Annotated in this window: 9 protein-coding genes and 1 pseudogene; 5 read left to right on the forward strand and 5 right to left on the reverse strand. The window is 64.7% G+C overall.

Going from position 1 to position 12,665, the window contains the following annotated elements; genetic code table 11:
- Window positions 1-200: 200 nt before the first annotated feature.
- Entirely contained in the window at window positions 201-674 is a 474-nt protein-coding gene (locus tag AB0I10_RS18500; protein ID WP_363153540.1) for a flavodoxin family protein, read from the reverse strand.
- Window positions 675-1,138: 464 nt separating this feature from the next.
- Between AB0I10_RS18500 and AB0I10_RS18505 the strand changes: the two genes are divergently transcribed.
- Both AB0I10_RS18505 and AB0I10_RS18510 read left to right on the forward strand, forming a co-directional pair.
- Window positions 1,139-1,435 (forward strand): hypothetical protein, encoded by a 297-nt coding sequence (locus AB0I10_RS18505; RefSeq protein WP_363153542.1) that lies wholly within the window; start codon window positions 1,139-1,141, stop codon window positions 1,433-1,435.
- 151 nt (window positions 1,436-1,586) lie between these two features.
- Window positions 1,587-3,566, forward strand: coding sequence for a hypothetical protein (locus tag AB0I10_RS18510; protein ID WP_363153543.1), 1,980 nt, complete (start codon window positions 1,587-1,589; stop codon window positions 3,564-3,566).
- Between the two features lie 135 nt (window positions 3,567-3,701).
- Here the strand turns inward: AB0I10_RS18510 and AB0I10_RS18515 are convergent, their stop codons facing one another.
- Window positions 3,702-4,304, reverse strand: a complete 603-nt coding sequence (locus tag AB0I10_RS18515) for a peptidoglycan-binding protein (RefSeq protein WP_363153545.1) — start codon at window positions 4,302-4,304, stop codon at window positions 3,702-3,704.
- A gap of 1,215 nt (window positions 4,305-5,519) precedes the next feature.
- Here AB0I10_RS18515 and AB0I10_RS18520 point away from each other — a divergent pair.
- Window positions 5,520-6,359: an N-acetylmuramoyl-L-alanine amidase gene (locus AB0I10_RS18520; protein WP_363153546.1), complete on the forward strand. Its 840-nt coding sequence runs from the start codon at window positions 5,520-5,522 to the stop codon at window positions 6,357-6,359.
- A gap of 651 nt (window positions 6,360-7,010) precedes the next feature.
- Here the strand turns inward: AB0I10_RS18520 and AB0I10_RS18525 are convergent.
- Window positions 7,011-7,802 (reverse strand): matrixin family metalloprotease, encoded by a 792-nt coding sequence (locus AB0I10_RS18525; protein WP_363153547.1) that lies wholly within the window; start codon window positions 7,800-7,802, stop codon window positions 7,011-7,013.
- 535 nt (window positions 7,803-8,337) lie between these two features.
- Here AB0I10_RS18525 and AB0I10_RS18530 point away from each other — a divergent pair.
- Complete coding sequence (locus AB0I10_RS18530; RefSeq protein ID WP_363153619.1) at window positions 8,338-8,748, forward strand: transposase; 411 nt, start codon at window positions 8,338-8,340, stop codon at window positions 8,746-8,748.
- On the opposite strand, the gene AB0I10_RS18535 is transcribed toward AB0I10_RS18530, so the two are convergent.
- Both AB0I10_RS18535 and AB0I10_RS18540 read right to left on the reverse strand, forming a co-directional pair.
- The gene (locus tag AB0I10_RS18535; protein WP_363153548.1) at window positions 8,675-9,217 is read right to left on the reverse strand and encodes a GNAT family N-acetyltransferase; all 543 of its coding nucleotides are present in this window, start codon (window positions 9,215-9,217) and stop codon (window positions 8,675-8,677) included. The genes AB0I10_RS18530 and AB0I10_RS18535 overlap by 74 nt on opposite strands.
- Before the next feature lie 182 nt (window positions 9,218-9,399).
- Complete coding sequence (locus AB0I10_RS18540) at window positions 9,400-12,045, reverse strand: patatin-like protein (protein WP_363153549.1); 2,646 nt, start codon at window positions 12,043-12,045, stop codon at window positions 9,400-9,402.
- Between the two features lie 407 nt (window positions 12,046-12,452).
- Here AB0I10_RS18540 and AB0I10_RS18545 point away from each other — a divergent pair.
- Window positions 12,453-12,548: pseudogene (locus AB0I10_RS18545) on the forward strand (transposase); the annotation flags it as partial.
- Window positions 12,549-12,665 lie beyond the last annotated feature (117 nt).

The following is a 12,665-nucleotide window of genomic DNA, read 5'->3' on the forward strand; positions in this document are numbered from 1 at the left end:
CTTTCCCCCAACCCCCCGCTTTACCCATCTCACCCACTTATTAACGCGGTCTGCCGCCCACCCCCCAACCCTCCGGTGGTCTGGGGCAGGCCCACCCGCTGCCCCAGACGACAGCCGAAGCCGTCGCCGGCCACCCTCGCCTCCCGCTGCCGGAGCCGGCTCTGACGGCCGAGGAGCACGCGGTGGTCCTGCCGGACCGCTCACGACACCGCACCGACCCGGGCTCGTAGCCCTTCGGCAAACGTGCGCGCCTCCTCCAGATCGGTGACGTTGGGCCGTTCCTTGTTGATACCGCCGACGAGCCTGAACGGAAGCCAGGTGTCGAACCCGCGACACGAGAACGTGTCGCTCACTTCGAAGCCCTTCTGCTCAAGAAGCCGCACAAGGGGTCGGGTGAAGGGCCGGAAACGCGGTTCGGGCAACCCGCTGGTGGCGAACACAAACGCCTTGCGTCGTTCCCCCTGCGGGAGCGACTGGACGAACTCGCGCAGCCGTGGATGGAACCTCCCAGAGAAGATCCCCGAGCCGAATCCCACCAGGTCGCAAGTCGAGAGCTCCGCCATATCGGCCCGCTCTGGGTCGACAACAGTTGCTTCCAGGACCTGGCCCATAACTTCGGCGATCCTCTTCGTGTTCCCATGAGACACGGAGGCGCACACGATGACGGCCTTCATGATGAGGCTCCTTTCGCTTCTACTTCGCTTCTACATCACACCTGCGTAGCCCGCGCCGACTACCACCACCCGCGCCAACACACCCCCCTCCGACCAGTCCGACCTCACGCCATGAGGACACCGCCCGAGCGGCGATCGTGACATCAGAGGAATGTGGTGACGATCACAAGGGGATGTCGGTGGGTCGGGCCGACCCCGGGGCGTGACCACCCAAGCGGAACGAGAATCGACAGGTCTGCCAGGCCGGAGCGAGCGGCTCGGGTCGGTTCAGGCCCGAAGCGGGGTGCTGACCGCAGGCAGGCGTGAGGCCCCTGGCGTCCCCTGTCCTCAGCCGAAGGCGCTGGTATGGGTGATTCGAGTTGCCGTCGCCCGGGGCCGGGCGGAGTGTGGATCCGGAGGCCCTGTGTGACAACACCGCCGTCGGTAACCGAGGCGTGAGTAGGCGGCGATACGGGAGTTCAGGCGTGGCCACGAAGTCGACTCTGATTGGGCGGTGGGAAAAGCTCGCCGACGGAGAGTGCGATCGCCTGTACCCCGGCATCGTGGAGTTCTTCGAAGCGACCTACCGCGGTGCCAAGAGCGCTGACCAGGGCTTCATCGTCTGGGATGCGGGCATCTGGCGCGAGGACGCACCGGGAACGGTTCTCATCACAACCGCCGGCGATGAGCTGGTGCGGTACACGTTCACGCTGTCCGACGATGTCCTGACCTTCCGGGATGCCGAAGGGTGCGAGTTTTCCTACCGCCGCCATGACTTCTGACGTTCCCCCAAATGCACGAAAGCCGATATCGAAGAGAGAAAACATGAACGACGGAATCACGTCCGATCACCCGCATTCGGCTCAATCCGAAGCCACGCCATCGGTCACCCGGACCGACGTCGGTACGGTGCCACTCGCCGAAGCAATCCAAATGACCGATGACCTGGGCACCGAAGAACATGCCCGAGGCGGGATGCAGTCTGCAGCCGAGATCTCCGGCTTCCCGGAGGAGACGCCGTTCCCGCCGCTTCCCCTGCCCCACGTCGGCCTGAGTCAGGGCTGCTACCAGCTCACCATCCAGACCACGCCGGCGCTGGTGACCTATCGGGGCACGATGCGCGTAGAGCGGAACGGCACCAGCACCACCGCGAGCGGCGATGTCTACCGCTTCCTCAACCTCCCGTTTCCGCTGCCGCTCCCCGGCGCGAACGTCAACACGGGAGCCGTCGAGGCGAGCTTCTCACCGGCGGTCCTCGCCAGCGTCGAGCCGGTGGCCCCAGGGCGCCGTGAGATCCCCATCTACCCGAGGAACAAGTACTACTCCTACTTGAAGGTGACTGGGATCCGGCAAAGCCCGCCGTTCACCGCCGGTCCTCGTCGCCTGATGCTCATGGTCGAGGAGTACCGCTATACCCAGCCCGCGCCGGGGTCGTTCAACGGCACGTTCCCGTCCACCCCGAGCCGCACCTTCACGATGGTCCTGCACCCCGTCCCCACTCCTCCGGCCCTTGGGGGAACCGCCTTCGAAGGGAGCCTCCTTGAGGCGGGGACACCGCAGGGATCGGTCACCATGCGGTGGGTCTCGCCCTACTTCCGGCGCGCCCACGTGGAAGTGGACACCGTAAGCGGCGCGATCGCACCACAACCCGTGCCTGCGCTGTCGGGCACCGGGACGGAGGACATCCGCAGTGTGTTCGCCTCGGCCAACTGGGATGTGACGGTCGAGTACGACCAGACCGGGATTCCCGTGCCCGAAGGCGTCATCAGCACCAACTGCTGGAGCCGCGCGAATCTGCACCAGCTCATGCAGTCGGTGCGCAAACCGACGACCGATCTGGACAGGGAATGGCGGATGCACCTTGTCGTCGTGCCCGCCAAGCTCGGCTGCTTCCGCGGCGTGATGTACGACCAGATTGACGTTCCGCGCGAGGGCGTGGCCAGCTTCTCCGACGACGGCTACCCCTCGGCCGAGTCCAGCTTCTACGGCGCCGCGGCGGACCAGCGGCAACGCAACGTACCGCGGGCATACCTGCGCAGTGCCTGCCACGAGCTGGCGCACGGCTTCAACCAGATCCACCAGGAACAGGAGGGCGGCGCCGACAACTCCATCATGACGACGACCCCCAGCGTGGCGGACGTACTGGGCGGCCCGCCCGGAGTATTCCCGACGGACATCAACCTGGGGTTCAACGAGCATGTCCGGCACCACCTGATCCACTGGCCGGACCCGGCGCTGCGACCAGGTGGGATGACCTTCGGCTCCGGCCACTCGTCCAGCGTTCCGTCAGTGGACCGGCTCCACTTCAGCCCGGACGAACTCCACCTGAAACTCCAGGTGGAGAACGACCGTATCGACCTGGGTGAGCCGCTGCGGGTGTCGTGGACGCTGACCAACCGGATGAGGCTGCCCATCCCCGTGCCGACCGACCTCGGTATCGAGGCACAGCACGCGTTCATCCGGATCACCAACCCCCAGGGGCAGCAGAAGACGCTACGGTCGATCGCGGTCTGCACGGACCACGTGGCGCTGCGGCCCCTCGAAGAGGGCAGCGACCGCAGTGCCGAGGCCAGGGTGTACTGGGACTCCGACGGGTTCGCCTTCTCCACGCCGGGTCGTCACCTCGTCGAGGTGGAACTCTTGTGGGCGCAGGGCGCGGTCCCGGTGGGCGCGAAAGCAACTGCCGAAGTGTGGGTGAACTACCCGCAGTCCCGGGCCGACAACGACGTCGCGGCCGCCCTTCTGCACCCCGAGGTTGGAAAGTACGTGGCCCTCGGCGGCGCCCCGCACCTGCGGGAGGCCGTCAACCGACTGAACTCCGTGTCAGAGATCGCCATGGCCGGTGATCAACCGGAGCCGGCGGTACTGCGCGGATATCAGGACATCATGCCCAGCGCGTTGGTGTACCGCTGACGGTCGAGTGCCTTCTGAGGACGAGCGTCGGGCCGGTGCCGAGTAGGCGCCGGCCCGACCTCAGCCGCGGCAGCCACGTGGGCATATTGCACCGACGGCCAAGGCCGCCCGCACCGGCTCTTCAGGCAAGGTCAGTCAGACGTTGGGGACGTGCAGCTTGTCCCAACTGGACTTGCCGGGAACGCCGTCGGCATCACGGCCTGAGAAGTGGAGCTTCTCCTGCCAGGCGGCATAGGACTTCTCATCGCCCGAGCCCCACACGTCGGTGTCACGGCCGGACGCGTATCGATTGCAGCCTTCAGCGACAAGCCGGTTGTGCATCGCGGTGATGATCGGCGATTTCTTTCCGGTGTGGAAGAACGAAGCACCAGGGAACGGCTCGAATCTGGCGGAGCCGCCATCCATGTGCCGGCGGTAGGCCCCGTTCGTGAACGTGGACCATTGGTTCCAGCCATGTGCGGCCTTGATGGCCTTTGCCGTCTTGGCGTTGTAGAGCGGGTCCTTGAGCTTTCCGGCAATCCTGAGCGTGTCCGGTGGGGTGAACTGCTCTGGGTGCCTGAGGGAGCGTATCTGGAAGAGACCGAAGGACGGCCCCCACTTGTTGTCGGCCAGAGCCTCGTCCCCGACAGCGGCCGGGTCGCCCGTGGACTCTGCCATGGCGACGGCCGCCGCGATGTTGATGTCGCTGCCGGTGAACCCCACCTGTGTGGCGAGGGCGCGCAGCTCGGTCAGGTTCATTCTCATTCTCTACGCCCTTCTGAACTTTCCGATCAGGAGCCATGCCGTCATGCCGTCATGCCGTCATGCCGTCATGCCGTCATGCCGTCATGGCTCATGACGGTGTCGGACCGAGGACCGAGGACCGAGGACCGGGTGTCGGACGGAGTCCTCGGCCCGGGAGGATAGATTTCCGGAATGTGATACGTGTGCTTGCGGGTAAGGGATCAAATCCCGACTGCGAGCGAATCCCGGCTGTGAGCGTCCTAATTGACGCGTATACACATAGCGGATCAGGGCACCTCCTAGCCGCGCCTCCGTGGAGAGCGAGGCGGCTTCGCGAGGCGTGAAAGATCAGTTACTTCGACCGTATGGCAGCGTCAGCAACGGGGCAAACGGAGTGCTGGGCCCTGTTGTGGGCCGGCCTACGAACCGTCAAGGCCGAAGATCCACTGCCGAGGACCAGATCGGTGCCGACCATCGCGCAGGCCGCGGATGTGACGAGGTGGAGCACCGCGGCCGACGCTTTTCCGGTCTCCGCTTCTCCAGCCTCCGCGAATCGACCGAGAGGGGGTCTTCGCCTGCTCGTTGCGGTCGGCCCCGGTCTCGCCTTTGGAGTTCCAGAACACGTCCCGTAGCCGCTCGAGAATGGCTTCACCGGGCCCGACCTGGGGCATTGCCGGGAAGCCAACCGGCTTTGGAGTACTCGTTGTACTGGCGGGCGGCACAGAAAACATCCGGGGTGACTTTGAGCCGCCGCCGCGTTGCTTGACTTCCCCGAGTGTGCAGATGCACCCTGATAAAGACGCTACATACGTGCTATGCGCTATGCGCTACGTGCTAGCGAAGCTGCGAACATCGCACACGCGTCTGCGGTGAGATTCGCAAGGCTGGCGAGAATGGCAGTTGCTCGCGCCTCCACCGACCCGCCTTCGGCGACGCCCGCCGCTCTCGCGTATTGGTAAGACACAGGTGCCCGACACGGCGCGCCTTCCCGTCCGTGGCTGCATCCCAGTCTCTGAGCCCAGGAGGAGCACACTCGTCCATCCACGAGACTCATGACGGTCGGCCTGATCAACCGTCAGTCGAGAATCGATGAGCCCCTTGGACTGCAGGCTCGGCAGAAAAGCCGACCTCGATTCGTGCTTCGGTGCCGACGCGCTCTCGGAAGCCCAGCCCACGGATTTCGTGCCGTCATGCGACGGCGTCGACCTGCAACTCGCAAGGGAGTGAGCAATGCACCTCGTCACTCGTGCTGATTGGGGAGCCAAGCCGCCCCGCTCGCGCCTCGTGCACATCGCGTCCACCCGGGGTGTGAAGGTCCACTATGAGGGCGCTCCCGTCCCGGCCGATCTCGCCAAGCCGGAGAACCACGCCAAGTGCGCCGGCCGGATGCGGGCCATCCAGGCTGATCATCTGGCGAACCGCAAGGAGAATTACTCCGACATCGCCTACAGCTTCATGGTCTGTCCGCACGGTCATGTCTTCGAGGGGCGTGGCCTGCACAAACAACAAGGTGCGAATGGCAACCGCCAGCTCAACCTGAACCACTACTCGGTGTGCGCCATGGTGGGCGACGCCGGCCTCACCCATCCGACCAATGCTCAACTGGACGGTATCCGCGACGCCATCGACCTCCTGCGGGAGAAGGGCGGCGCCGGAGCGGAGATCAAAGGCCACCGCGATGGCTTCGCCACCCTATGCCCTGGCGACCCGCTCCAGGCGTGGGTGAAGAAGGGCGCTCCACGGCCCGGCGGTGCCCCATCCCCGCCCCCACCTACCGGTATCAGGGTCAGCCTCTCCCACGTCGTCACTGCCGCACGCAGCGACCCGGACGCTGCCCAGGGGCACACCACATTCCCGGCGGACGTCAGACCCGTGGAGGCTGCCCTGGTCGCAGAGGGGCTGCTGGACCCGAGGTTCGGCGACGACGGGTCTTTCGGGTCCGTTACTGTCGACGCCTACGCGGCTTACCAGCGCCGCCAGGGGTTCACCGGAGCGAACGCCGACGGCATCCCGGGCAAGTCCACCCTCACTACGCTCGGCAGCCGGCACGGGTTCACCGTCGCCGCCTGAGCCCAAACCTGGATCCACCGGTCTTTCTCGGGGGGAACGGCTACTGCTCAGAGGTTCGCGTACGCGGCGCGAGCACCTGGTCACGATTGAGCGCCCAGACTCCACAGAACTCGGGAATTCGCCTTCCACATAACCGAGTTCTGCCTACAGGGACTTAACTTCAGTGCCTGGCAGGCCCTTTGGGTCTGCCAGGCTCTTCGCGTTCCCAACGGCGTGCAACTCCGCTTGGATTCGGTCCAGGCGTATGTATCGCAGAGCCGATGCGTGCCCGATGCGTGCCCGATGCGAAGGGGAATACGCTAGCGCCCCTCCCGGCCAGGACGCTGTTGGTAAATCCGGGGCCTGCGTGACGACGGCCTGCACGTTCCTGTTGGGGTTGTGCAGGCCGTCGTCGTGTTCAGGGGTGGAGACGCCCAGCTCTAGGGGCTGTTTCCGGCCAGCGCGGGGTGTCCGCCGGTGTCGTCGGCCCGGCTGGCGCTGGTCCCGGTCTTGCCGGTCGCCGAGGGGCTGACCGACCGGCAGGCCGCGCACTCTGGACGAAACGCGCTGCCGCCCACGGGTTCCCAGTCATCGCGGGAGGGGAGCCATGCGGTGCCGGGCCCAGAGCCTGACGTCGAGGCGGTCCGAACCTCACGACGCGACAGCCGGCACTCACGGATAGAGCTGCTGCACTCCCGCCACATCGTCGGGCTGCAGCACGCGCAGGGTGGAATTCGAACTGACCGTGGGGAACATGACGGCGCCGTTCACGTTGGAATGCTGGAGGCCCAGAATGTGGCCCAGCTCGTGGAGAGCCACGGTTTCCACGTCAAAGGCGTTCGCCGCTGCACCTATCGACCAGACGTGCTCCGTGTCGTCGAAGTGCACGGGCTTGGGCAGATTTGTGGTGACGACCCCGCAGTCGGGGGGAAAGTCGGCATGCGCCAGAGTGCCGCCGACCATGCTGTGATCGGGGTCGTTGGCCGGCCGCCAGCCGATGAGGATGTCGGGGTCGGCTTCGCTGGTGACCTCGGTGAACGTGAGCTGCACCGCCGCCGCCCAAGTACGGAGGGAGTTGCGCACCGCCTCGAATTCGGGTGTGCCGGTGGTGTCCGTACTGTCGACGTCGAACGCGTAGGTCAGTGCCCGCTTGGGCCACGCGCAACGGGCGCTGAACTCCACCCCGCTGTCGAGATCGGGAAGCGCGCACCGAGCGCTCGTCATGGCGTCGCGGGTCAGTTCGTCGAAACTTCCGGTGGAGGGAACGGCGTTCCGCTCCTGATACTTCATCAGGGCCTCGGTGGTCTTCTCGTCAACTGCTCCCGGAGTGAAGGAGTTTCCTCCCAGATATCCGAACCGCTGCAGGAATCCCTGCACATACTTCAGCTCCGGATCTCTCGTACCTGGTTCGGCGAGGGCCACACTGGCGATCTGGCTGAATGCTTCAACGCGTCCGTCGGGCATGACAATCTCCTCCACGGGAGTGACATGGGATGGAATGGAAGACGGCTGCCCTGTGCGAACGCCCAGTCCGCATGGAACCTCGGAACCGCCGCCGCAATTTCACCGTAGCCTTACCACCGGGCTCAGCGCATCTCAGCCAGGTCGCTTCACCTCGGCAGAAGCAAGGACCCGTCGGCACGACCACGGGCCGGGCGCTGTTCCGGGCCTCCGACGGATCGTGACGACATCCGTACAGTAGGTGCGGGGCTACGCCGCCTGGCCGGAAGACAGTCGTTTCCCCTCCCGGTGGGCCGCCCGCGTCGAGCACGCCGACCCGTGCGGCGCCGAGGCAAGGCGCTGCTTCAGGCCCTCTGGCCAGCCGCGGCTCCAACAGCAACCGCCTGGCGGTGTCGTCTGCGAGCCGGACGACCGGGCTAGGACGCTCCCGCGGCGGCCTTACCACCAAGCTGCACCTGGCCGTCGCACAGAGGCAGAAGCCCATGTCCACATCGTGATCACGGCCGGGCAGCGCGGGGATTCTCCGCAGTTCGGGGTCGTGCTGGGCCGCATCCGGGTGCCCCGACTGGGGTGCGGTAGGCCCCGCGTACGCCCGCGACGGGTGCGGGCGGACACAGCGTACGCGTCCCGCAAGAACCGCGCCTACCTGTGGCGTCGCGGTATCCGCTGCACCATTCCGGACGAGGCCGACCAGGTCCGCAACCGCAAGAAGCGCGGGTCCAGCGGTGGCCGGACACCGAAGTTCGACCCAGAGGACTACAAGGCCCGGCGCGCGGTCGAGTGCGGCATCAATCGCCTCAAGAGACATCGAGCCATAGCCACCAGGTACGACAAACTCGCGGTCCGCTACGAGGCTACCGTCCTCGTTGCCGCCGTCAACGAGTGGTTGTGGCGTACTGCTCCGACGACAACTCGAACACCCGTACTGGCCGACCGCAGGTGGGATTGACGGTCTCACGGACCGGATGCATCCCCAGCTTGGTCGTGATCCGTTCGGAGGCGTCGTTGCCCACTTGAGTGATGCTGACGATCCGCTCCAGCCCTCGCTCTTCGAACCCGAACCGTACAGCGGCCGCAGCGGCCTCGGTGGCCAAGCCCTGCCCCCAGTGGGAACGTCCCAGCCGCCAGCCGACCTCAACCGCCGGCAGTACCTCCGGCAAGAAGTCGGGCACCGAAAGGCCGGTGAACCCGGCCAGCTCGCCAGTGGACCGGATCTCCACGGCGAACAGGCCGAAGCCCTGTGACTCCCACTCGCTCTCCCATGCCTGGACCCCGCCGCGAGTCTGCTGTTCGTCACGGACGCTGCCGTCACGGATCCACCGCATGACCTCGGGGTCGGCATTGACGGCAGCCATGGGCGCAACGTCTTCCTCGCGCCAGCGACGCAGGATCAAACGGGGAGTCTCAAGCGTGACCATCCAATCATTCTGGATCACAAATGGGCTCTCCGTCATCCTCACTTCGATACATGCCCTGAACAGCGTCCCGGCTCCTCGGGGTTGTCCCTGGGCCGTCGAAGGACCGCCGGGAGCGACCAACAATGACCAACGTCGACCGCTTCCCTGCTGGTGAGCGGATCAGCGGCAGCGGGGATTGGACTTCAGAACGCCCATTTACCAACCACTAGGCCGATGGCAAGGCCGACGGCAAGGCCGAAAACAAGGATGGCCATAATGAGGGCCGCGACATCGAGCTTCAACCCCGCTTTTGCCTTTCGGGGGAGATTGGTGGGGTCGTTCTCGTAAGCTGTCGAGATCGACCGCCGTGAGAACCGGGTCAGCCTGCGCAGCCACCGACGCTTTCTGTTGCTCTTGCCTGACAGCTCCGACCTGCTCACGGAAGGGGCAAGGGCGGACTTTCCGTACGCCACAAAGGTGTCCCATGCCTTCATCCAGAGCGCCTGGGATTCGCTCTCTGATGGCTTGCCCGATTTCTCGAGAAGCTCGCCGACGGATCCCATGACGCTTTTCAACGTCTCCTTGGCCTTGTCATTACGTTGGTAGACGTCCTTCAAAAGGTCGATACCTTTCCCCGCAGCTTTGTGAAGATTTCCTCCCATCCAATTCCGAGCGGCGACCGCCGTGGCCAGCTCGCCCGTGGGCCCCCTGGGAGCCTCTCCCCGGAGGATTGCCTCGTGAAGCTCAGCCTCCGCACATCTGCGGTCCTGGTCACTCAGGCCGGGAATAAGGTACAGCAGATGATGAGCAGCGTCGAGGCGACCCCAGGTAAAGTCGGACTTGCGCCATTCGGAATCGACAAAAGCGCCGAAGTGCATAAGATGGATGCCGAAAAGCTTACGCTCGCCCAGTCCATCGTAGCGATCCTCGTCGAACAGTGGGCTGATTTTATCGGGTCCGAGTCGCAAGAAATCGAATTGCGGCGCCAGGGGGTCGACAATCTCCGATGGGGGAGCATAAGCGCGACAGACCACCTCGACCGCCAGGCAGGCGGACAAGACTGAATTCACATTCCAGTTGCTGTTGCTATTCCAATCCGCGTGGGAACTCGCTGAGTCGGCCTCGCCCACCGGGCCGATCGCCTTTATGTAGGCCGTCGCGGCCAGATGGATTCTTTTCTTTACTTCCGCCGGAACGGACAATTCATTGAACACTGTCTGGTAAAGTCGTGCTGCTCCGTCGTCGGCGATTTCTTCGCCTCGGGCATGCATCAGGAGTTCGGCGTTGACGGCATCCGCCATCGCCAATACCTCGCGCAGGTATACACTGATTTCCCGCGCACCTTCAATCAAAGCATGCCGTCTCGCGTCGCTGAGAATCCCTCCTTTCAGGGAAACGAGTGGCTGATGAAGATGTCCCATGAGGCATTGCAGGACGCGTTCCGCTGTGGAGAGCCCCCAGGACCAGCCAACGGCCTCGTCCTCCCAATCCCACGGCCCAAGGACTTCACTTTCGTGATCGTGCGGCACCCAGTTGGGGCGCTTCCATCTCCGGTCGTCTCCCCGATCCACCCTGAGGGCATCGTCGACCCACTCCCGCTCCGCTTCCGGGGTCACCGACAAACAGTTCACCGAATTCGTTTCCGTGAAGCGCTTTCGGACGTCGTAGAGCACGGCACGAGCTCGGTTGCGGCGGTATTCAAGAAGCATCTTCACTGCAGCCTCGCGGGTGGTGGCTTCCAGTTCGCTGTCTCCAGCAATCCTCTGAAAGAGGTCCAGTTGCCTGTCCCGAATGCTGCTTGCCAGACGTTTTGCTAGATCCTCAGTCCCGGCTCGAAAATTGACCTCTCCTGGATACGTGATAGCGCTCATGCCGGCCGCGTACCATTGGATGTCTTCGCATGCTCGATCCTTGGTGCCCTCCGGTGGAATGCGGCCGGCGGACGGGACGATGAATACGACGACGCGCCGCACAGGAAGGTCGATCTTCCGTCGGGTAATCGCGTCAAGCACCGGACCGAAGGGGGCATTGTTCAGCACCCCACCGTCCATGACGCAGCTTGCGGGGAATCCGAAGGCCGCGGGTGGCTCCTGCCGGTACTTCATCAAAAGACTCTCGCTGACCGGGCCGAATGCCACCGGAAAGCTTGCGGTGGCGCGTGCAGCCAGCACAAGGGTTGCATCATTTGCCTTCTCGAAGTCGGTGTGAAGCTTTCGCTTCAGGCTCCAGGTCCGGCAGTCCTTCTTCGTGTAGACCATTCGCTCACCCTGCTGAAAGCGATACAGACGCCGGTGGTCGCGGACATCGAAGTTGGCACCGAAGCCGTCTCTGTACTGCTTGCTTCGCCCATCCAGGGCGGTCGCCGTCACGAACAACGTCACCGGCTGTTGGGGGCATGCAGAGCAGTCACCGATGGCGGTGAGGGCATTCCTGATCTTGTCTTCGAACCCCTCCCCACTGAGCACGCTGTTCAGTTTCTTCGGCGGCGGCTTCAGCAGCTTGTCCAGCGCGGCCGACTCCTCCCACATCGCACGGAGATTGGGAAGGGCCGAACCGCGGGCGAGGGCGGTGGCGAGCAACAGCCCGTTCAGGCCACCGGCAGAGGTTCCGGATACGATGTCGATCGAAACCTTGGTCCCGGCTTTACGAGCCAGCTCCTGCCAGATTTCGAATACCCGCCGGTCCCCGTCGTCCACGGCGCCCGCGGAGCCGTTACCGCTGGACGCTCGCCGGAGGAGGTCCAGTTCGTGCGTCACACCGCCCATCCACACGGCCAGGCTGACTCCGCCGTTCAGGACGAGAGCAAGCCGCGTTTCATGGTGACGTGATTCCGTGCTTGCGTCCGTCATATGCGCGAAGCTAGTTCGGGACGCCCCTCACCACCTCTGGAACGAGGCCATTCGGCTTACGAGCTTGTTCCTGGTTGGCCATGGCGCATCGACGGCCGCGGCTTGCCCTTGTTCACGCCGATTGCCTGGTCGCGGGGTGACGGCTTACTGGTAGGCCAGCAGGGAACGCCCAACTACCCTGCTCGCTCGCCTACTTACGGTGTCCGGGCAATGCGCGCTGCGAATCGCTGTACAAGCAACGCTGGGAGCGCTGGCATTTCCTCACCGATGCTTACTCTGCGGTGGCGATCGCAGGTCCAGAGAGGCTAAGACCCTCAGTCACTGAGCTCCACAGTGCCCTCACCGCCCTCACCGCCCTCGATGAATTGGGTAGTAGCGACTGGTACGAAGATACGGAGAGGAATGGGTGGCGCCGCAAGGTGATCAACGGGATTCCCTTCCGCTAGCGGACAGGTGTCCCGTGGCGGGACCTGCCCGCTCGTTTCGGGGCATGGAAGAACCTGACAGGGAATTCGGGTTCTTGAGGGATGGCCCGCCGAGGACGTGCGGCATTGGACGCCGTGATGGCTTGACCGCCCATGCCCCGCGGACCAGCGGTCCTGGCCGGGCGCCATGGATGC

The organism is Streptomyces sp. NPDC050636, assembly GCF_040654775.1.
In the GTDB taxonomy this organism is placed as follows: Bacteria; Actinomycetota; Actinomycetes; order Streptomycetales; family Streptomycetaceae; genus Streptomyces.